This is a genomic window from uncultured Bacteroides sp., from assembly GCF_937912035.1.
Classification (GTDB): domain Bacteria; phylum Bacteroidota; class Bacteroidia; order Bacteroidales; family Bacteroidaceae; genus Phocaeicola.
The window spans coordinates 235638-258465 of record NZ_CALDPF010000031.1 but is presented as its reverse complement, the minus strand read 5'-3'; the positions used below and the strand labels follow the sequence as shown (position 1 = coordinate 258465).

The following is a 22828-nucleotide window of genomic DNA, read 5'->3' as shown; positions in this document are numbered from 1 at the left end:
TTAATATAATAAAATCACTTGTCTCCTACTTCTTTCTGGTATTCTTCCCACAACTCATCTACACTGAATTCATCTCCCAACACATATTTTATAGCTCCGTCGAATGACCATGGTACTACAGTGAGCGCAGACTTATTGAACTTCCTGATGAAATCCGGATCTTTAGTGTTCTGTAACCATGCTATGAAGAAGCCTGTTGTGCGGTATCCATCCATGTATGTTCCACCTCGTGGACGATCGTCGGCTGTGAAGCATCCGTTGGCTACCCTACAGGCATCTGCCATTCCTTCTATAAATGCCCAGAATGTCTTGTTGGTACCGTATGTTCCTATGCCTTGCGGTTCCAGCTGATAGGCATGTGTAAGCTCATGGAACAGGACTCCGCGGGTTTCATAATCAAGTCTGGCTGTATCGTTCTTTGCAAATGACTTCTCAATATGGTTGGTGCTATACCATATGGCTATCTCACCGTTTCCACCACCCTTTGCCGATACTCCGTCGACCTTTTCAACAGTGTAGTCCAACTTGCGTACAGGAGTTATACTGTCTTCAGGAGAGAAATATAATGTAGCCAGAACCTTACGTGCCTTGTCGGCTATATATTTTTCAGGTTCAGGAACAATCTTTTTATAGATTTCAGAGCCTTTTGTTTCTGGTGACTTGTCGAAGAACTCTATTTCACCTACATTATAGTCTTTCCATGCAGCCAGTCTATCTTCTATCTTGCCCTCTGTGAGAGAATAAGGTTTGTCTGCCAACTGGCAACCACGGGACTTGTTCGGACTGGAAGACATAACAAACTCAAGTTCTCCTCCTGCCAATATGTCTGCGTGGGTGATATACATCTTTGAGTAAGGTTTACCATTAAGTTTGACAGAACGGACGTATCGTCTCTTATCGTTTACTCCGGGAGCTTTGATGACGAATTTTCTGCCATTAGGCAACGATAGTTCCTGATATGGCATGTATGGAGCTCCAAGCACATACTGGTCTGTTCCGGGACATACAGGATAAAAGCCAAGAGAAGAGAACAGGTACCATGCTGACATCTGTCCGCAGTCATCGTTGCCACTCAGACCCTTTATATCGTTCTTGTACATGCGATTCATTATCTCACGTATCCAATACTGTGTTTTCCACGGCTGTGATGTCCAGGCATACAGATATGGCACGTGATGGCTTGGTTCGTTGCCATGAACATATCCTCCGAGGAGACAGTCTTTTGTTATGTCTTCGTTCTTCTCATAATATGATGCAGGAAGTTCCATTTCGAACAAATCATCAAGACGTTTGATGAATTTTCTGTCACCTCCCATCAATGTGATAAGACCATTGACATCATGAGGAGCGTGGAAAGAGAAATTCCATGAATTACCCTCTATAAAACCTTCTCCGTGTGTCTGTAGCGGATCGAAATCGCTCTTGAAAGAACCATTCGCATATCGGGGACGGATAAAACCTATCGAGGTGTCGAACAGATTGCGGTAGTTCAATGCTCTCCTACGATATTCTTCGGCTATACGTTCTTCGCCAGCCTGCTTTGCTACATTATATATACACCAGTCGTCGTAGGCATATTCCAAAGTGGTGGATGCAGAAGTGGATGAATGGTCGAACGGTACATAATGCAACCACATGTAATCGTCGAGTCCATCATAATAAGGAACTTTTGAAGTCCTTATCATAGCTTTCAAAGCTTCTACCCTATCTATATCGGCTCCCTTAGATATTGCATCTGCGAGTGCTGATACTGCATGATAACCACTCATACACCAGTTTTCGTTCGCCATGTGACTCCATATTGGTAGCATGCCATGTGCACTCTGCTGCTGATGTCGTATCATGGAAACAACCATATCTCTGTTTCTGTCCGACTTCATCAGATTGAGGAACGGATGTTCTGCACGATATGTATCCCAAAGGGAAAAGATTGTATAATTGACAAATCCTTCTGCCTTATGGATATTTCCGTCCAGACCTCTGTAACAGCCGTCAACATCTGTATAAACCGAAGGGTTTATCATAGTGTGGTAGTACGAGGTGTAGAACATTGTCTTCTGATCGGCTGTTCCTTCTACCTTGATAGTAGAAAGCTCGTTTTCCCATTTGTCGAGTGTCTGTGATGAAATAGTGTCAAAATTTTTTCCACCAGTTTCTGCCATAAGATTCTTCAAGGCACCTTCCGTGCTGACTCCTGAGAGAGCTACCTTAACCTCAAGGGATTTATCATCAGTAAAGTCGAATTCGAAATATGACACAACCTTTCTGCCTGCCATTTCAGGGAAGTTACGGTTGATATCGAATCTTCTCCAGAAACCGTTATATTTGACTTCCTCCATGTCCCTATAGCCATAATTCTTTATAGGTTTGGAAAGAGACATGGCAAAATAAGTATAATTGGTACGTGCCCAACCGTTCGTAATCCTGTAGCCGGTAACAAGAGTATCGTTTTCCACTCTCAATGATGCCCACAATGTCTTGCCATCATAATTATATATTCCATGTATGAGGTCAAGAATTATACGGCCCTCCTTAGTTCCTTCTGGAAAAGTGTATTTATGTACACCTGTACGCTGTGTTGCAGTCAGCTGTGCCTTGATGTTGTAATCGGCAAGCATCACTTCATAATAGCCCGGACTTGAAATTTCAGTATCATGACTGAAGCGTGACCTGTAGCCTTCGTCAGGATTTAAGGCACGACCGGGATTCAATTTCAGTTCGCCTACAGTAGGCATTATCAGTATATCACCCAAATCAGAATGTCCTGTACCGCTAAGATGTGTATGGCTGAAACCTACAATAGTAGGATCATCGTACTGATAACCGGCACAATAGGCATAAACATCCTTATTATAGACACCACCGACATTGTGTGACAAGGTATCAGTATCAGGACTGAGCTGTACCAATCCGAAAGGAGCACATGCCCCCGGGAAAGTATGCCCCATTCCATTTGTGCCAATCATAGGGTTGACATATTCTGTCTGGGCTATAATGTTACTTATAGCCAGACAGCCTGCTGTCATCAATATGAATTTTAATCTCATCATATATCTATGTTTATATATAATTTTACCAACCTGGATTCTGTTTCAAAGAAGGAGTCTTGGCTATTTCATTACTGTTGATCGGGAAGAAATAGTTTCTGTAAGTGAACTGTCTTACCATTTGTTTTCCTTCTATTCGTTTCATCTTATATTTGCCACTACCGATAGTAACCTTTCCATTCGGATCGGATACAGGTATCATACCATGCACGTAATGTTGTGTCTGAGGATACTCACCATTGCCGTTTTCCACCCATTTCTGTGCTCTTTCGTCACCGTCGGATGAGAGACTGAGATATCTTCCTTCCTTCAGGAGTTCTTCTGACGATGTAGGAATACCTTTATAGCGAAGATTGAAGTATCTGTTATTTTCAAAGAACAATTCCACACGGCGCTCACGCTGTATATACTCACGGCGCAATTCCTTATTATCCTTTACTGCTTCAGGAACTTTCTTCATGAAAGAACGGTTTCTTATCTGATTCAACAGATCATAGACTTTCTGACCAGCCTCAGAATTATCTGTCTCATTAAGAGCTTCGGCATATATGAGCATCATTTCAGGAAGACGTATCAGAGGGAAGAACATCGCTGTAACGGAACCTTCCTTATCGTAATCCTCATAAACAAATTTTCTCAGTGCATAACCGGTACGTGTATCTTTACCGTCGCGTAATGTGGAATGATTTATTTCATCTTCGCCACCTACTTGCGGAGAGTATGTTATTGACTGAAATTTTGCTCCTGCATATATAATGTCACGATAGAAACGTGGGTCACGGTTCACATAAGGATTTTCATCATCATAACCTCCATCTTTAGCTTCGTTGCTGAATATGCTGTATCCGTAATCACCTACAATGTATTCATACTGGTCGACCTGTTCCTGTGTAGGCTGGTTACGGGTCTGGCCTCCGAAATCGTTTCTGTCTGGCAAGTTGTCCTGTATCCAACGGGTATCCTTACCTCCTTTCAGAGTAAGAATTGACTCTGTAAGATAGAAGTCAACATCAGAAAACATCTTGCTCAAACGTGTGTAAACCTTTCTGTCGGATTTAGACTTGTCATTCAAGTCGTCCACGAAATCTGTCTCAGAATATTTGGAATAGAGCGAATATCTGTTTCCGCATTCAGTGAAGAACTCTTCGGCTGCCTGAAGCACTGCATTCCATCTTTCAGGCTTGAACTCCCTGTATTCTTCGGCGCCGACTCTGGTATCATTGTTACCCAATGGAGAAACTCCAGATTCACCACCATTATATAATGGCTGTGCAGCAATATACCTTACAATTGCCTTGACCGCAAGACATGTACCTTTGTCAATACGTCCTATTTCCATACCAGACTGTTGTACCGGCAAATCAGCTGCAGCCTCATCAAGATCCTTGCATATTTTTTCCACACTTGCGTGTACAGATTCGCGCACAGCATATGTAGCTGGATCCTCATCAGGACTAGCCAATCTGTCCATATAAACCATCTCACCATGCCATCTCAAAAGCATATAATGGAAATATGCCCGGAAGAATTTGGCTTCGGCAACACGTTGTTTCAAAAGGCCAGGCTTGGAAGGATGATCTGGAGTATTATAATTCTCAGCACCCCAAATAATCTTGTTGGCTTTTCTAATAGATTGATACTGTTGCCACCACCATCCACCACCATTAACCTGAGATATAGAACTAGGATCTGCACTAAGCTCACCATTCAGAATTTTATATGGGGCATCAGAATCGGCTTTATTAAAATCCAATTCATCACAAATAGTACCTATATTATGAGAATATAGAAGTTCAAGACCTCTTGAACGGTCATACATATCAGTGTAAAGCTGAGTCACAAGTTTTTCTACTTCTGTAAACTTATTAAAGACTTCCGCCTCCTGCAGTTTACCGTCGTCCTGTCTGTCAAGAAAATCGCTGCATGAAGCCATAGCTCCGGTTATAAAGACAGACAACGCTATTGTTGATATTTTATGCAGTAATTTCATATATATCGTATATTTTAGAATGTCACATTAATACCAAAATTAATAACTCTCTGTATCGGATACCATGTACCGTCACCATCTTTTGTCTCCGGGTCAACATCAACATCTCCCAGACCGTCGAATGTAAGAAGGTTAAGTCCTTGGGCATATATTCTTACCCTCTGCAGGTATGCGTTCTTTATCCATTTGAGAGGAAGGCTATAACCTATCTCGATATTCTTCAGTCTTACGTAAGAAGCATTGTACAGGAAGAGGCTGCTACTTGCATTCTTATTGTTTGGATGATTACCTAAGTGAAGTGCCGGATATTTGGCATCAGGATTCTCAGGTGTCCACGAGTCAAGGTGCATTGGTTTTACCTTACCCATATCATTACCCTGAGCACCCATTACAGGGAAATCAAATACTGCAGGACCGTTAAGCATCATTGATGTCAATGCCGCACCCTGCCATAAGAGACTGACATCGAAATTCTTGTATGAAAAGCCCATAGGAATACCGAACTGGAACTCAGGTATCTTAGGATTACCCATAGGACGCATATCATGCAGCTCGTCAATAATACCATCATTGTTCAAGTCTTTATAAACTACATCTCCTGGAACCAACTTACCCCATTTCTGGAATCCGGTACCATTGTTCATTGCATTCAGGCGGTCGGCTTCAGCCTGATCTTTTACAAAATGGTCTACCTCATATACATAGTTTTCACCTATTCTATGTCCTGTACGCTGCATCCAAGGTACCTCTCTATCTATTTCCATCATATCAATAATCTTGTTTCTGGCAAAACCACCATTAAATTTTACATAGTAAGAGAAGTCTCTGTTGATTCGGTCGTTCCAGCTAACTTCAACATCAATACCTCTGTTTATAACCTCACCGGCATTTACCCATGAAGACACTTTGCCTAACACATCAGGAATACCGATTACGTCGGAACCACCGGTATTGGTTATAATATCATATCGTCTTTCATAAAAAGCATCAGCGGTAAAAGACAAACGGTTATTAAACATATCCATATCGATACCTACGTTTACCTTCTGACCTTTTTCCCATGTCAAGTCAGGATTTGCAAGATCGCCTTCTTCAAGACCACCGCCCATACCCTGATCGAGGTTTGGACCTAATCCCCAACCATTTCCGTTGGTATTATTGTAATACTGGGCATAAAGGAAACGTCCGATACCCTGATCATTACCAGAGATACCTGCCGAAGCACGCAGTTTCAAGTGGTCAAGCCAATGTTGTGTACCCATCATGAAAGATTCTTCTGTTACGATCCAACCTACCGACACTGACGGGAATATACCATAACGATGTTTTTTTGAGAAGTTTTCCGAACCGTTTACGCCAAGATTGGTCTCAAAAAGATATTTATTAAGATAATCGTATGTAACACGTGCAGCAAGACCCTGATAACGATATGGAACCTGATTGTCTATTCTTGTTTCAGACCTGTTTGCCATAACCATTGCAGCCACATTGTGCAAACCGAACTTACGGGCATAATCAAGTTTTATCTGATAATATGTTTTTCCAGTAGAACTGCCATGACTGAAAGCATTTCCAATAGGTGTATTTACAGTATGATTGTTTACAGCAGGAACGTATGCTCCCATATAATGAGGTTGATCAGGATTCCAAAATGCAGAACTACCAGACACAGGATAGAACGTCGCATAACCTCCATATTCTTCATTGTTAACCGTAGGACGTCCAGGAACACGTGATGTGTACTGCGATTCAGCCATATCATACGAGAACAATCCTTCAATCTTCAATCCCTCTGTAATGAAATCCAATTTATGTCCGATAGTAAATGTACCGTCGAAATTAGTCTGCTGCCCCATTTTATAACCCATAAAGGCAATTTCACCAAGAATATTCTTTCTGAACTGTGTATCACCGAAAAGAAGTCCTCTTGAATTGTCTATATAGTAGTCATCATTAGAAGGATAACCATTATACTCCAAAACCACCGGATACATTGGAGGAACTGTGTTTGCAGTAAATATGATATTGCCTGAACCACCACCAGACTCATTTGTCTTGGTAATACGTCCGCCCAACCCCAAACGTACATAGAAATTCTTAGTAATATCAACGTCGATATTTGAACGCAGATTATAACGTGTATATCCACCATTTGTACTGTAGGTAGGATTTAAGTCTGTGTATTTATAGTTACCGCCCTGATCAAAGAAACCAATCATGGCAAAATAACGTGCTCTTTCATTACCCCCACGGACAGAAAGACTATAATCTTGCTGTAATGCAGGCTTGAATGCAAAATCGAATAAATTCATGTTATAACCTAAACCATCAGAATTGTCACCTTTTGCCTTCCGCCAATTGTCAATCATTGCCTGTGGAAACATCTTAGCCTGTACTGAAGGATCAGTAGCCCACCCTGGGTTATCGTTCTTCAAGGCTTGATTATACAACATTGCATAATCGGCAGAACCAAGATATTCAGAGAATTTTACAGGTTGGGTTATACCCATCTGTGCCTTGAATTCTACGGTTGGCTTTTCAGAATTATTACCACGCTTGGTGGTTACTATAATTACACCGTTAGCACCTCTTACACCATATACAGCTGTAGCGGAAGCATCTTTCAATATGGAGAATGTTTCTATTTCATCAGGAGATAGGTTTGTAAACGATCGTTCTACACCATCTACAATGACAATGGGAGCTTGTGCACCACCATTATATGTAGACAATCCACGAATTGTCAACGAACCAACATCCTTACCAGGTTCGCCACCACCATACTGTGTTACTGTAAGACCAGGCAAACGTCCTGCCAAAGCATTTGATACATTAGCCGATGGACTCTGGCTAAGTTCCTTAACAGACACTGAAGTCATAGAGCCTGTTACTGTCTGTTTCTTCTGTGTACCGAAACCTACTACTACAACTTCTTCAAGAGTTTTTGTATCCTCCTTAAGAGTCACTTTTACTACTGTTTCACCTTTCAATGGCAATTCCACGGGTGTGTAACCAATAAATGAAATGTTAAGAGTAGCATTGGCATAAGGGACTACAATAGTGAACTTTCCATCCATATCGGTTATAGAACCTACACCTGTTACACCTTTAATCAGAACATTAGCACCAATCACAGGATCACCATGCTCATCAATCACAGTACCTTGTACCGTGATATTACTCTGTTGGGCTATCTCAGAATCAACTTCCAAAACATCCGCCCTAAGTTCAGAAAAAGAAAATGGTGCAGCGATAGCCGTTAGCGATAAAGCACCTATTCTCATTTCCCTGAGAAAATCTTTAGCGAGTTTTTTCATAATACAATGTTTTAAAATTAGTCACCAGTTTACCGTTAAATCTATTTTGTTAATGTTTAAGCCACTCAGCTGGACATTCGGTCTTTTCTCCATTTCCGTCAATGATAAATAGTTTCAAAATGCCCCCATAATAATCGAAATAAGATATTTCAAGTTCATGTAATCCCTTACGCAAAGCTTTTTGGGCATTCTTCTCGTCAGCCGAATGTAATCCGTCATTATCAATAATTATTTCACCATCTATTCTTAAAAGACTTCCGTCATCGGACAATAAAGAAAAAGTATAAATTCCATCTGCAGGTATGTCAATATATCCTCTATATACGACAGCCAGATTACCTTTACATTTATCTGGATAAGTTATTTTCTCACTTATATATGTGCTGTGTAGTTTAGAAGAAAAGATATCACTACATTTATTACCAGAGAAATCAAACAATGAAGCCATGAGGCCTTTTTCCAATGTTTTTTCCGGCTGAACAGAAGGAGAATAGTCATCCTTAGTGTACACTGCATTATATAACTTTCCGTATGATCCGTCAGGTCGGAATGCTCTAAATTTGAACTCAGTGTCTTTTGTCACTATAATTGGTTGCGTGTAAAGTTGAGAAAATGAATCTGGAATGGTACCGTCAGTGGTATATCTTATTTGAACATTTTCCAAAGCACACTCTATATTTAACATAGCATCTTCTATAAACACGTTTTTTTCATAGAAACCTGTAAGATCTGGAATGCGATAGTTTACGTCCATATTATCCAACCTAACGAAATGTTCCATAACCCTGTCATCAAAACCATTGAAATCATTCAATCTTGATTTATCACACCAGGCTATTTCGCTTACTGCCATCATTCGAGGAAAAACCATATATTCCAGCTTGTCAATCGTAGGAATCCATTCTGTCCAAATATTACATTGAACTCCCCAAACAAGTTCTTTCTGTTTGCCCGACAGTCCGTCTGGTATTACATTCATATTATATATATTTTTGAGATAATCAGATTTCTGTTCATAATCGAAATACAGATACGAATTAGGACATATAATGGCTTTCATTCCATTGCCAGTAGCCTTTGCCACTGCGTCAGGACACCAGCTTCTCCACCAAGATATAACACTTCTGTCCGACAAACCGTCTTCTACAACTTCGTCCCAACCAATCATCAACTTCCCATTCTGATGAAAGAATTCTTCCATATCCCTGACAAACCATGCCTGAAGTTCTTCAGCAGATTTCAATTCCTCATCTTTAATTCTTTTCTGACAGTACTTGCATTTTGTCCAGTTTACTTTCTCTACTTCGTCTCCACCCAAATGAACATACTCGTAAGGAAAGAGTTGGAATACCTCACGCCATACATTCTTACAGAATTCGAGTGTAGAATCCTTGCCTACACATATAGGAGAAGAAAAAACTTCCCCCCAGCCTATCAAATCGTTACATGCAACATCAGGATATTGACTGATAGCGGCAAGGAAATGTCCGGGCATATCTATTTCAGGTATGATGTCAATGCCCCTGTCGGCTGCATATTTAACAACTTCTCTTATATCTTCCTGAGTGTAAAATCCACCATAAATAGTGTCGCCCTCTATTACAGATAACTTATCTTCAGGTATTTTATAGTCCGGATTAAACTGTTCTTTTTCAAGACGCATGCATGTGCGGTCCTGATCATTGAATTTACGCCAAGCACCTTTTTCAGTAAGAAGAGGATATTTCTTTATCTCTATTCTCCAGCCCTGATCATCAGTTAAATGCCAATGAAACTTATTAAACTTGTATAACGACATGAGGTCAAGAAGCTTCATTACTTCTCCTTTATTGTAGAAATGACGTGAAACGTCAAGATGCATCCCTCTCCAATGATATTCGGGATAGTCATTAATCTCCACACATGGAACTACGGCTTTATCATGTACTGAAACAGGAAGAAGTTGACGAATTGTAGATAGTGCAGATACAGCACCATTATAATCGGATGCTTCGATAACTATATTATCTTTACTGATATCAAGACGGTATCCGCCTTCTTCTTTAATATTCTCTGTAATGTAGATTTTTATTTCTGAAGTATTTTCGTCATTTGAGAAATTGAATATTTTGCCTGTCACTTCCTGTATAAGCAAACGTAAAGGCGACAGCAACTCATTATTAATGTATAGAGACATTCCATTTTCGAAGGTAAACACGCCACCGGTTTTGGCTACCTCAACTGGTAAAGGGATAATACTCTTTTCAGTATTAGTCTGGAGGTCTGCACAGGATACCGTTATGCATGTACCCAAAGCCAGAACTGCTGTTTTTAGGATGGTTCTCATACTACTGAATTTAAAGTTAAATCATTTCTTTGTGTTACTAATCCGAAACATCTTTCGGACAATGCAAAGAAATAAAAAAACTACGACTGAAATGTCCCGCATAATGCCAAATGAAACACTTGCAAAAGAAAGTCGTAATATGAGAAAGCAAAATAATATGTTCTTAATTCAACATCTGATTATCAGGAGAATACAGACTTTTGTCGCAATAAAGCACAGCTTATGCTGAATTAAGACATGACTTCATACAGATATATGTCGCAATAAAATCCATAACAGACAGATGAGTAATGATTATTCTGTAGTCTTTCTGAAATCTTTTGGAGTATTTCCATACCTTTTGGTAAATTCCTTGTAAAAATACGAACGACTATTAATACCCACACTTGATATTATATCCTGAATAGACAAATCAGAATTTTTCAGCAAATCTGCTGCTTTTTCCAAACGACATATTTTAATAAATTCATTAGGAGAAACATCGGCAGAAACGTCATTGAACTTACGATAAAACTGTCTTGTACTCATATTCAATTCTGATGCCAGATATGGTATACCCAAAGATTCATTATTCAAATTAGCCTCAATTATTGACACGAGTTTCGCAACGAACTTATACTGTTCATCGTTATTGATGCCGAACCTTATTCCGTAATGAGCCACATCGTTATATAAATTCTCTGACAATACTTCATTAGAGCGTCTTCGTTTGTTGAATAAACCTATTGGCATTTTCTCTATTGGAAAATACATATAAAACCAACGCCCACCTAATAATAAAACTATAATCAAGAGTACAATATATGTATATGGCGACATATACCAGGGACGGGTTATATATATAGGTACAGTTAAGATTTTCTCATTATTCTCATTAATATCCTTTTTATACCTGACTTTAAATAAATACTTTCCAGAAGGAACATTTGAATATGTAACATCATTATTCTTACTGAAAAGTGACCAGTCAGTATCATATCCTTCAAGAAGATATGAATACTCTATATTTTCACCACCTACATAATCAGGTACAATAAACTTGAGTCTGAAATAACCTTTTCTCACATCCAGTTTAAAGCCTTTCATTCCATCATATGAATAATCGGGAGCAGAAATACGTTCATTTTCAATCCAGAAATCCCTTAAAACAATATCCTGAAATTGAGCATTCTGAACTGCTGTATTATCTGACAAATACAGCAGGCCATTTACTCCACCGAAAAATAACCGACCTGTGTATGGACATTTATAAAATGCCCCATCACTAAATTCACTTATATTTATACCATTTCCATAAAATGTATGTATCCTGCCGTTCATAGGATTATACTTGTTTAATCCCCTATTGCTGCTTATCCAAAGAAAACCATTCTTATCGGACAGAATTCCGTGAAGCATATCATTAGATAAGCCATGTTCCTGACCTATATAAGTTATATTCTTTACACTATCATTGATGTATTTCATCGAAACCATACCAGTAGAAGTCCCTATATAGAACTTATAGTCATCGTATCGACAAATAGCCAATATATCATCAACAGGACGTCCCAGAATCTTTTGAAAAGAAAATACCTTATATGTATTATTCTTCATATTATACATAATCAATCCTTTACCTCTGTCACCCAACCATAATATGGAATCTCCCTGATTAATCATCGAATAAAATACAGATAATGTGTCCCTATCATCATTTATTATTTCCTTTACTTCCTGTTTTGAAATATTTATAGCCCCAGAACGTTCCATATCCAGCTCTATCCTTACAAGTCCCAGCAATGTAGAAGATACCCATAATGTATTCTCATTTTCTTCATAAACACCTTTTATTTCTACTGTTTTACCCTTTGTATCAAATCCTGACACTTCAATCATCTTTGATAAAGCAAAAGAATAAAAATAAAGCAAATTGGAGTTTGTTCCGCCAATCCACATACCGTCATGAAATCTACTTTCATTAATACTAAACACTCTCTTGTCATGTTTCCATGGCACGTAATCCGACAAAGACTGCCTTGACGCCCCTGAATAGATTTCTACAGCCGTTTTCTTATTCCAGTTTTCTTCGTAATCCGGCAAATGAATAAGTCCATCACCTTTGGTTCCTATCCATAAGCCTCCATATCTGTCTGTTGATATACTTCTGACCTGACGTTTCAATAATGGAGAAAGAGAAGACAATTCAAGGGTGCTGGCTATTGAATTGTTCTTATAAAGCATCAGAACGCCCTGACCATCAGTTCCAACCCATGCAATATTAGAATTTCTATCCTTTGTCATAGAAAAGACTCTAATGCTCCTGTCAATTGCCTCTTCACTATAACCGGACATGAAGTCCAGTCTGACAAGGCCATTCAAATGGAATGCCAATATCACATCATCATCAAAAGATACAATATTTTCTATCTTTCCATATTTCTGTATCACAGCAGAAATATTCCTGACAAACACTTTGGTGTTAGATGCAATATCATACAAATAAAGATTTTTGTCTGCGTCGATGAAACTGAAAGTATTGTCAGGCTGTACAAAATATTCGTCTATACACATGCCATGCAAGGGTATGATATCCTTTCGGACATTTGTTTCTTTATCCGGATTATTAAAGGATGGAAGCCTGAATGATATTATATCTGATGCTCCGGAATACATTATCCACAGTTCACCGCTCCCGGTTACTATCGAGTTGCTTATCTTATTTGCATCTGGAACAATCTCTCCCAAAGAAACAAACTCTTTATGGAAAGTATTATAATACAGAAGTTCTGACGAATTTATGATCCAAGTGTCACCATTCGAATTGGAATACACAGAATAATATTCTGAATTAGGATAAATATCCTTTATGCTTTTCTCGGAAATAGAAAACCTGGCCACTCCTAAAAATGTCTTGACCCAAAGACATTCGTTATCTGCCTGTGATATCTTTTGGATTATATTACTCTTGAAAGTAAATTCTTCATTATACGGACTTTTAGAACGAAAGACCTCCATATTATTGCTGTCATAACAATTTAATCCGTCATAAGTACCAAACCACATCAAACCTTTGGAATCTTGAAATATCGTCAGAACCGCACTGTTTGAAAGTCCTTTTTCAGAGGCTATACTGTTTATTACATATTTATTATTCGAATAAACAAATGATGTAAACACCAAGCAGACTACAAATATAAATATTTTTCTTCCCATTATGATTTCAAGGTTATTATAGGTTAATATGTACAATATTAATATTTTTATAAATAACATACAACTTTTGGGCATATTTTATTATCCATTTATGCATTTTAGTGTACTCTTTTATGCCAAGGGTTTATATATTACAATATAAATATTTAATAATCAAAACTTTACATTTATGATATACTACACAAATGCGACGTTGTTATCCAGAGCTTCAATCTGTCACTCATGAGAACAATAAATGACCATACATTATATATATTTGCACAAACCTTAATAACAAAAATGTAGAACGCAGCTTGCTGCATTAAACCTCTTTATCATGAACCTATCAAAAAAAATTCTAACCTTAATCCTTACAATCAGTCCGGGACTTATGAGCGCGAAAAAGTTGGTGGACTACGTAAATCCTTTCATCGGAACAGACGGCTACGGCAATGTATATCCCGGAGCACAAATTCCATTCGGGGGAATACAGATAAGCCCGGATACAGACGCAAAATTTTATGATGCTGCGGCAGGATATAAATATAACCACACGTCAATACTGGGATTCAGCCTTACACATTTGAGTGGAACCGGAATACCTGATCTTGGAGATTTCCTGTTCATACCGGGTACCGGAGAGATGAAACTTGATCCGGGAACGAGGGAAAACATGAAAGGAAGCTACCGTTCAAGGTATTCGCATGAACAGGAATGGGCATCACCCAACTATTATGCGGTAAACCTGCTGGACTATAATGTCAAGGCTGAAATGACATCGGGAGTAAGAAGCGGAATTTTCAGATTTACATATCCCAAATCCGACAAATCGTTCATAATGATAGACATGAACCATACACTGTGGCAAAACTGCGAATGGTCAAACCTGAGAATGGAAAATGACTCTACAATTACCGGATATAAGTTGGTAAAAGGATGGGGACCTGAAAGACATATATATTTCACTGCTGTGTTCTCGAAAAAGCTGAAGAACTTCAGAATAATGCAGGACAAGAAGCCCGTGATATACAATACCATGAGGTTCAGAAGCAGTTATGAAGCATGGGGAAAGAACCTTATGGCATGTATCTCTTTCGAAACAGAAGAAAATGAAACCGTAACAGTGAAAACAGCAATTTCTGCCGTAAGCACTGACGGAGCAAAAGAAAACCTCAGGGAACTTGACGGAGTAAGTTTCGACGAATTGAGACAAAAAGGTGTTGACCTGTGGGAAAAGGAGCTTTCGAAATATATGGTTGACGGAACAAAAGATGATAAAATCACATTCTACACTGCCGCATACAGGGCTGCCATGCATCCGTTTATATTCCAGGATTCGGACGGCAAATTCAGAGGACTGGACAAGAACATTGAAAAAGCAGACGGATTTACCAACTATACAGTGCTGTCTTTGTGGGATACATACAGGGCATTTCACCCATGGCTAAACCTCGTAAACCAGGAACTTAATGCAAACATAGCAAATTCCATGCTGGCACACTACGACAAAAGTGTAGAGAAGATGCTCCCAATATGGTCTTTCTATGGAAACGAGACATGGTGCATGATCGGCTACCATGCAGTATCTGTACTTGCGGACATGATTGTGAAAGGCGTGAAAGGATTTGACTACGAAAGAGCTTACGAAGCAATGAGAACTACAGCCATGAATAACAACTATGACTGCCTGCCAGAATACAGAATGAACGGATATGTTCCTTTCGACAAAGAAGCAGAATCGGTATCAAAAACTTTGGAATATGCTTACGATGACTATTGCATAGCACAGGCTGCAAAAGCATTGGGAAAGACAGAAGATTACGAATATTTCCTTAACAGGTCTATGGGATATCAGACACTGATAGACCCTGATACAAAATTCATGCGCGGAAAAGACATCAATGGCAAATGGCGTACACCTTTTGCGCCTGTAGCCTATCAGGGACCCGGCTCAGAAAACGGCTGGGGAGATATCACGGAAGGATTTACAATGCAATACACATGGACTGTACCTCATGACATTCAGGGGTATATTAACCTCGCTGGTAAAAAAACATTTAAGAAAAACCTTGACAATTTATTCACACTGGAACTACCTGATGATATTCCTGGTGCACACGACATACAGGGACGTATAGGAGGATACTGGCACGGGAATGAGCCATGTCACCATGTGACATACCTTTATAATTACCTTGGCGAGCCATGGAACTGTCAAAAATGGATAAGAGAAATAGCCAGACGGTTCTATGGAACTGAACCGGGATCTTTGAGTGGAAACGACGACTGCGGACAAATGTCAGCATGGTACATGTTCAACTGTCTCGGATTCTACCCCGTAGCACCGTCAAGCAATATTTACAATATCGGTTCACCTTGCGTAAAGGGACTTACTGTAAAACTGAGTAATGACAAATACATCAAGATGACAACAGAAAACTGGTCAGAAAAAAATGTCTATATCAAGGAAATGTTTGTCAACGGAAAAAAATACACCAAGTCTTACTTAAAATATGAGGACATTAAAGATGGAATAACAGTTCATTTTATAATGAGCGACAAGGCGAATTTCAAGAGAGGCACTAAGCCGTCAGACATACCTCCATCAGTATCAGAAAAAGGTAAAACAAAACTTTACATTTCAAACAAACAATAAACAAGAAAAGTCCGGAAAATCCGGACTTTTCTTGTTTATATAATCCTATGAACTGTAATTTCAGGAAAATCATGGAGCAGCATCAGCAATACGCCTTCCTCATTCATGTTTTTGGCTTTTACGACCATAGTAACATAATGTATGGGGTTACCGCTGCCGTCTGTCCTATCTTCCATTTCATACGAACTGATAATGAAATTACGGGAGCTGAACAATGCGGAAATCTTTTTCAGAGAATCCTGATCGTGTGTAGAGAATTCCACAATCATGCTCCTCAGGCTTATACCTTTGAAGAAATAATTCAGAACTTCCACACCAATAAGGAAAAGCACTGTGGCGGTTATTCCTATAGTGTACATACCGGCACCAATGGCAAGCCCGATTCCAGATGTAGCCCATATCCCTGCAGCAGTAGTCAGGCCACGCACAATCTGCTTCTGTAGCAGTATTATAGTACCTGCACCTATAAAACCTATTCCACTCACTACCTGGGCAGCAAGACGACTAGGATCGAGCCTCACGAGATCAGCCTCAAGCACATCAGAAAAACCATATTGCGAGACAATCATCATCAGCGCACTTCCCAAGGCTACAAGAAAATGAGTTCTATATCCAGCCTCCTTTGAACGGTATTCCCTCTCCAGACCTATTATAACTCCCATAAGGCTGGCTACAACCAACCTTAAAATAAATTCTGTGTACATTTCCATAATCCAAAATGCTTATACACAAATATAAACATTGTTTATGAAAAAAACAAGAAACAGGTCAGTCAACCCTTCATTTCACCTTGTTCATTCTGGCTATCAGTTCATCTCCAAGCTCGCCCTTTATCTTTATATGCTCCAATACAGCTTTTACGAAAGGATTACTTTCAAAATCGCCTCTCACCTGTTCAAAATCAAGCCTTTGTTCCTCTCTGGTTCCGTCAGCGCCGAATCCAGTCATGGCTGAAAGAGAGAATTCTTTCTTGGCATCTTCGTAAACCATTCTGTCAAGACCGATTACTGCCTCTTTCCACTTTTCTACGATACTTATAATATCTTCTTTTGTTATTTTATCGGCATCCAGACCAAAGAATTCAAGCATCTTGCCGTATGCCCAAGTCCACTCGTATGTATAGTAGTTATTGTGCATCTCTGTCAGACGGGCATCAATCTTTTCTACAGAATCAAGCACTCCGTTTTCTATATCAGCCATCAGACGGTCTATCTCGCTACGAGGGGCGATAAGTCCGGAAACGTCAACCCATTCTCCCGTACCAATAGCAGTATCAGGCTTGAGTCTTTCGCGAATTTCCTCGTCTGTCTTGAATTCGGTTATCTCAAGACGTTTTATCACAGAGTTTCCAAGGAACTTGGTTATACCTGTCTCATAGAACTTTATACCTTTATTTAGAGACGAATTTTTTATCTTGGCACTCTGATATGAATATGTCTCCGATGTCTCGCCCGATACCCTTGCAAGATCTTTCAGAATATCACGTCCCTTGAACATCTTCTGTATGGTATATGGACTCAGAAGATTGTAGTTCACCTTATCCATACGGCAAGGATCCTTCCTGTTATCACGCTTAGGCCACTTCTGGGCATCGCGGATAGTACCCACACTGCGGAGGTTTACACCTGGCATTAGGTATGTGGTATTCTTCTCTTCTATAAGATATGAGAAAGGCAGGTTGGTAGTGTCAGGATGAGCCACGTGGCGTCCCATAACGAGGGAGAAGGCTCCGATACGTGCAGGCCATAGGATATAAGAGTCGGAAGCGGTCTTGGCGCCTCTCTCCATAATACCCTGGTGGATAGGTCCCAACTTATACATGTGGTTGCTCTGGTTTGAGCCGGAACCGGCATTCATGAATGAGAACATTCCGGCTATGAGAAGTGTTGACTTATGATGTGTAACGGTGAAAGGACCCGCAAAGATGGCACAAGCCTCGCCGTTTTCTTCCTGACAGTTGCAGAAGAACAGAGAATCGGATGCAGAATAGTTATGTCCCATGTGGCATGACTGACCTACAAAACATCTTGTCAGCATAGTACCGTCTTCGATATGCGAACCGCTGGAAATGATGAAATCATCACAGATTACGCCGAAACCGATATGAATAGGCGCACTCTCGTTACTGTTAAGGCTACCGTTCTTCAATCTTCCCGCACTCTCAATCTTGCAGAAACTTCCGATACGTACGTTCTTGATATATCCTGTATCTACAATCATCGCGTCATTGCCTACATAGCCATATTCCGAAGCTATCTCATCGGCATATTTCATGACCAGTGACTTCATCTTTGCAGCCAGGTCAGGACGATGTCTGTACATGGCCGCTATATAAGCCTCGTGAGCTGATAATTTGTCGTGAATTATAACCTCACGACCACCGGTTTCACTCAGCACGGATACTTCGGTACCGTTTCCGAAAGTGGAACGCTTATCCACAATCATGCAATCAACATTCTCGATGAAGACTCTGTCCGAAATGACATAATTCGCGATATAGTTCTTTACATTCTCTATGCAACAGCCGTTGCCTACAGTTACATTATGCAGAGTAGCATTTCTTATTCCAGATGACTTCTTTACTCCACCGGCAAGGGTAAACTCGCCGTTCAACTCCCCTATCCTTATCTTGCCGGACATCCTTACATGCCAAACTTTTGAAGCGTCAAAGCTTTCGGCTACAGTTACATCCGACCAGTTCTCAGCACAACACCCTTGTACAATAAGTGTATCAATCTCAGCCTCCGTGAGATTTCTAAAAGTATGTTCCATAATAATCATTTCACTTGTTCTTTTATCATTCTAACGACAAAGATAGTAACATTTTGATATATATCTTGCATTTATCATAAATTTCATCTATCTTAGAAGAGATAAAATCCGTTGCCAGATGAAAAATACAACCACATTACTCTTTGTCCTCATAATGCTACTGACAGGTTGCAACAATGCAGGGAAAAGACAAACAGAATCCTGCCATGCAGATTCCGTCACACTGCGAGCAGATACCGTTATGCTGCAGAAAGAAACTGTAGCGGACACTATCCTTGCCGATACCGCCAGACATGACAGTGCTGAAGTTTTCATACCCGTCATCGTGCCTTACTGCAATGACATCCCCAAAGGCAAGGAAATCAGCCCTACCCTTTTAAGTTTGCGCACAGAATTCGACTACTACCCTCTCCCGACAAATGAAATAACAGTGTTCATAACCAACAAATCAGGCAGGGAGTACACTTGCGGAGACGAGTACAGCATAGCCTATTATAACGAGAAAGACAAAACCTGGGAACCGTTACCTATAAATCCTATTAGTGAGGATATGCTCTGGATAATATCGCCATACCATAATGTCAGAATGCAGACCATACACATCTATACCGACATCGTTCCCAACAGTCCGGGAAAATATCGTATATACAAGCCGTTCAACGACGATACGGAAGTCGCATTTGCGGAGTTTGAAATGGTTGACAACAAGGGTGTCCGCAAACTAATGGACAGTATGTGGAAGAAAGTTACGAGCCTTCCACGCACAGATACAATACGTGAAAACATCTCAACCGCATGTCAGCTCTATGACGGCGATACGATATCGGTTGGTCTGATAAATAATGCCATGCCGTATCAGAAATTGTTCAGAAGAAGAATACTGAACTACTCTGCCCTTGATTTCGGAAAGATAACTCCAACTCAACCTCTCACTTTCACTACGACATCGGACACTATGGACATCAGCATGAGAACGGAAAAGCCTGTTTACCCTGTTGGTACAGAAGAAATTCCGGTAAAAATATCCAACAATAACGACCGGATGCTATTTTTTGGTCTTGACTATGGAATTGCCCGAAAGGAAGGGGACGAATGGCTTGTTCTGAACACTTCCACCGTCTGGAATTCCGTTGGTATCCTTATACAGAAAGGTCGTGACTACAATTTCAAGGCTCATATGTACAACTTGGTTAACGACAACAAGCCAGGGACATATAAGGTCTATAAGAGAATAGGTTTTGACGGCAGCAGGAAAGAATGGTATATGTCGGCAGAATTCAAGTTAGAATAATCAAATAATATTTTTATATGAAAAACTGTAATTTATTTTTTCTGTTCATAATAACTTTGATTACCTTTTTATCCATTGGATGTAAAGATAATAAATACCAGGAAGCAACTGAATATCAGGGCACAACAGGCGATGCTACAATCCTGATAAGCGACAGCATAGGACAGGAAGTAAGAATGGAAACAATTCAAGGGAATTATTATTCATCGACTAAAGAAGTCTATGCCATAGTCTTTAACCCTCAAAAGCGGCAACTAAGTTTCGGACGCGACTGGGAACTGGAGTATATGAAAGACAGCGTATGGATTAAAGCCAGAAATAAAAAACCTGTATTGAAATTCGACGATGAGTTTCTGCCAATCAATATCCCTGAATATATGGTATTCAGCTTTCCAATACATATTTATGAGATTACGTCAGGTAGATATAGAATAAAAAAGACTTTCTATGACAATTTTGGTAACGGTAATTATAAGGAGATAGAACTGTGTTCTGAATTTTATTTGAAATAATACTACAGAAAAAGTGTTACGACACAAATCGTAATACATCTGCATCGTAACACCATATTTTATCTTTTATCAGCACTTACCACCGCAAGAACATTTTGGAAGTTCCTGTTTCTTTATCTCTGTGATATAAAAACGGGCGAAACCGTTCTTTATCTCGTCGCGTACTCTGCGGAATTCTGAGTTGATGAACTCCTCAGTGCCTGTGGCATGCGACGGATCATCGAAACCTATATGAAGGCGTTTCCCTACCTTGCCAGTAAATGCCGGACAACTCTCGTTGGCTCCTCCGCATACGGTTATCACATAGTCCCATTCACTGTCAAGATATGTATTTACATGCGTTGGAATGTGGTTGCTTATGTCTATTCCTACTTCTTTCATCACTTCTACAGCCTTAGGGTTGACCTGAGCGGCAGGTTCTGTTCCTCCGGAATAAACCTCCAGAGTTTCATCGAACGATTGCAGGAAACCGTGAGCCATCTGGCTACGGCAGCTGTTTCCTGTACAAAGTATAAGTATTCTCATATTATATTCTATAGTAAATAGTTAAACAGATAACCTGACAAAATTATAAAAAAGGCTACAGTTCCGAAAAATATACCTATCAATCGCCATGTCATAACTTTCTTAAGAAGTGTAGCTTCAGGTAATGACAGACCAACTACGGCCATCATAAATGCTATTGCTGTTCCCATAGGCACTCCCTTTGCCACAAACACCTCTATCACCGGAACTATACCTGCGGCATTGGCATACATAGGCACTGCCAGAATCACTGAAAGTGGAACTGCATACCAATTGTCTTTCGACATGTACTGCTCGAAGAAACCTTCGGGTACGAAACCGTGCATAAAGGCTCCTATTCCGATACCTATGATGATATAGATTAGTACACCGCTAACTATTTTCCAGGCATCGCGTACGATTGAAGGCAAGCGTTTGAGGAACGTAGTATGTTCTTTCTCCCACTCCTCAGCCTGTACGGACGAGTTGGCCTGTATCTGCCTTACCCAATCACTAAGGTATGGAGAAAGGTTCATCTTTCCCAATACGAAACCGCCTATCACACCCAGCAATATACCGCTGATAACATAAATCAAAGTAACTTTCAGGCCGAATGAGCCTAAGAACATGGCAACTGCCACCTCATTGACTAACGGTGAAGTTATCAGAAAGGCAAATGTCACTCCCAAAGGTATTCCTCCTTTAACGAAACCGATAAAAAGTGGTATAGACGAGCAGGAACAGAAAGGAGTTATGGCTCCAAATACTGAGGCTAGCAGATACTGAAGTCCGTACATCTTGTGTGTGACAAGATAGTTTCTCAAACGTTCGATAGGAAAATAAGCGTTGATTATTCCCATCAGAACACTGATAAAAAACAGCAGTATCAGAATCTTTATCGTATCGTAAAAGAAGAAGTTTACGGCAACTCCAAGAGATGTTCCGGCATCAAGACCGAATATGCCATAAACCAGCCAGTCGGCAAAATCCTGTATCATATACTTAGATGCCTAAAAGTTCTTTTACTTCACTTTCTGTAGGAACCTTACCCTTTATCTTTACTACTTCATCCACTACTATGGCAGGAGTGGTCATGATGTTGTAGTTCATCATTTCCATGATATCATCCACCTTGGTAAGTTTCACATCCAGATTGTTTTCCTTGATTACTTTCTCTACTACCTGATAGGTTGTCTTGCACTTGCTGCAACCCGGTCCTAATACTTTAATTTCCATAAT

The 22828-nt window shown here is 39.9% G+C and carries 13 protein-coding genes and 1 pseudogene; 3 read left to right on the top strand and 11 right to left on the bottom strand.

Translation table 11 applies throughout. The features are described 5' to 3' along the window. Nucleotides 1–14 precede the first annotated feature (14 nt). The 6 genes and pseudogenes from Q0486_RS06745 to Q0486_RS06720 form a co-directional block, all read right to left on the bottom strand. Nucleotides 15–677, bottom strand: coding sequence for a basic secretory protein-like protein (locus Q0486_RS06745; RefSeq protein WP_299231820.1), 663 nt, complete (start codon nt 675–677; stop codon nt 15–17). 48 nt (nt 678–725) lie between these two features. Continuing rightward, a pseudogene (locus Q0486_RS06740) lies at nt 726–3068 on the bottom strand (GH92 family glycosyl hydrolase); the annotation flags it as partial. 4 nt (nt 3069–3072) lie between these two features. Beyond that, the gene (locus tag Q0486_RS06735; protein ID WP_299231435.1) at nt 3073–5037 is read right to left on the bottom strand and encodes a RagB/SusD family nutrient uptake outer membrane protein; all 1965 of its coding nucleotides are present in this window, start codon (nt 5035–5037) and stop codon (nt 3073–3075) included. A 14-nt stretch (nt 5038–5051) separates the two neighbouring features. Beyond that, entirely contained in the window at nt 5052–8354 is a 3303-nt protein-coding gene (locus Q0486_RS06730; RefSeq protein ID WP_299231433.1) for a TonB-dependent receptor, read from the bottom strand. A 49-nt stretch (nt 8355–8403) separates the two neighbouring features. Further along, entirely contained in the window at nt 8404–10680 is a 2277-nt protein-coding gene (locus Q0486_RS06725) for a family 20 glycosylhydrolase (protein WP_299231431.1), read from the bottom strand. A 294-nt stretch (nt 10681–10974) separates the two neighbouring features. Next, nucleotides 10975–13875 (bottom strand): helix-turn-helix domain-containing protein, encoded by a 2901-nt coding sequence (locus Q0486_RS06720; protein ID WP_299231429.1) that lies wholly within the window; start codon nt 13873–13875, stop codon nt 10975–10977. Nucleotides 13876–14245: 370 nt separating this feature from the next. Here Q0486_RS06720 and Q0486_RS06715 point away from each other — a divergent pair, with 370 nt between their 5' ends. Then, nucleotides 14246–16510: a GH92 family glycosyl hydrolase gene (locus Q0486_RS06715; RefSeq protein WP_299231818.1), complete on the top strand. Its 2265-nt coding sequence runs from the start codon at nt 14246–14248 to the stop codon at nt 16508–16510. A gap of 35 nt (nt 16511–16545) precedes the next feature. Here Q0486_RS06715 and Q0486_RS06710 read toward each other — a convergent pair whose 3' ends face one another. Continuing rightward, nucleotides 16546–17220 (bottom strand): MgtC/SapB family protein, encoded by a 675-nt coding sequence (locus tag Q0486_RS06710; RefSeq protein ID WP_299231427.1) that lies wholly within the window; start codon nt 17218–17220, stop codon nt 16546–16548. Between the two features lie 70 nt (nt 17221–17290). After that, nucleotides 17291–19282, bottom strand: a complete 1992-nt coding sequence (locus Q0486_RS06705) for a DUF4954 family protein (RefSeq protein ID WP_299231425.1) — start codon at nt 19280–19282, stop codon at nt 17291–17293. A 118-nt stretch (nt 19283–19400) separates the two neighbouring features. On the opposite strand from Q0486_RS06705, the gene Q0486_RS06700 reads away from it, so the two are divergent. Beyond that, nucleotides 19401–20573, top strand: coding sequence for an immunoglobulin-like domain-containing protein (locus Q0486_RS06700; RefSeq protein WP_299231423.1), 1173 nt, complete (start codon nt 19401–19403; stop codon nt 20571–20573). Between the two features lie 17 nt (nt 20574–20590). Next, nucleotides 20591–21085: an immunoglobulin-like domain-containing protein gene (locus Q0486_RS06695; protein ID WP_299231420.1), complete on the top strand. Its 495-nt coding sequence runs from the start codon at nt 20591–20593 to the stop codon at nt 21083–21085. A 69-nt stretch (nt 21086–21154) separates the two neighbouring features. On the opposite strand, the gene Q0486_RS06690 is transcribed toward Q0486_RS06695, so the two are convergent. From Q0486_RS06690 to Q0486_RS06680, 3 genes are read right to left on the bottom strand one after another with little or no spacing between them, the layout of a single operon-like run. After that, entirely contained in the window at nt 21155–21610 is a 456-nt protein-coding gene (locus Q0486_RS06690) for an arsenate reductase ArsC (protein ID WP_299231418.1), read from the bottom strand. Nucleotides 21611–21618: 8 nt separating this feature from the next. Beyond that, nucleotides 21619–22587 (bottom strand): permease, encoded by a 969-nt coding sequence (locus Q0486_RS06685; RefSeq protein ID WP_299231417.1) that lies wholly within the window; start codon nt 22585–22587, stop codon nt 21619–21621. A 4-nt stretch (nt 22588–22591) separates the two neighbouring features. Continuing rightward, nucleotides 22592–22825 (bottom strand): thioredoxin family protein, encoded by a 234-nt coding sequence (locus Q0486_RS06680; RefSeq protein ID WP_235328679.1) that lies wholly within the window; start codon nt 22823–22825, stop codon nt 22592–22594. Nucleotides 22826–22828: the final 3 nt, after the last annotated feature.

What these genes read in the sequence shown, in the direction of transcription:
- Q0486_RS06680 (WP_235328679.1), bottom strand. Translation starts at nt 22,825, where the DNA reads ATGGAAATTAAAGTATTAGGACCGGGTTGCAGCAAGTGCAAGACAACC.
- Q0486_RS06705 (WP_299231425.1), bottom strand. Translation starts at nt 19,282, where the DNA reads ATGGAACATACTTTTAGAAATCTCACGGAGGCTGAGATTGATACACTT.
- Q0486_RS06735 (WP_299231435.1), bottom strand. Translation starts at nt 5,037, where the DNA reads ATGAAATTACTGCATAAAATATCAACAATAGCGTTGTCTGTCTTTATA.
- Q0486_RS06720 (WP_299231429.1), bottom strand. Translation starts at nt 13,875, where the DNA reads ATGGGAAGAAAAATATTTATATTTGTAGTCTGCTTGGTGTTTACATCA.
- Q0486_RS06710 (WP_299231427.1), bottom strand. Translation starts at nt 17,220, where the DNA reads ATGGAAATGTACACAGAATTTATTTTAAGGTTGGTTGTAGCCAGCCTT.
- Q0486_RS06690 (WP_299231418.1), bottom strand. Translation starts at nt 21,610, where the DNA reads ATGAGAATACTTATACTTTGTACAGGAAACAGCTGCCGTAGCCAGATG.
- Q0486_RS06685 (WP_299231417.1), bottom strand. Translation starts at nt 22,587, where the DNA reads ATGATACAGGATTTTGCCGACTGGCTGGTTTATGGCATATTCGGTCTT.
- Q0486_RS06700 (WP_299231423.1), top strand. Translation starts at nt 19,401, where the DNA reads ATGAAAAATACAACCACATTACTCTTTGTCCTCATAATGCTACTGACA.
- Q0486_RS06730 (WP_299231433.1), bottom strand. Translation starts at nt 8,354, where the DNA reads ATGAAAAAACTCGCTAAAGATTTTCTCAGGGAAATGAGAATAGGTGCT.
- Q0486_RS06725 (WP_299231431.1), bottom strand. Translation starts at nt 10,680, where the DNA reads ATGAGAACCATCCTAAAAACAGCAGTTCTGGCTTTGGGTACATGCATA.
- Q0486_RS06695 (WP_299231420.1), top strand. Translation starts at nt 20,591, where the DNA reads ATGAAAAACTGTAATTTATTTTTTCTGTTCATAATAACTTTGATTACC.
- Q0486_RS06715 (WP_299231818.1), top strand. Translation starts at nt 14,246, where the DNA reads ATGAGCGCGAAAAAGTTGGTGGACTACGTAAATCCTTTCATCGGAACA.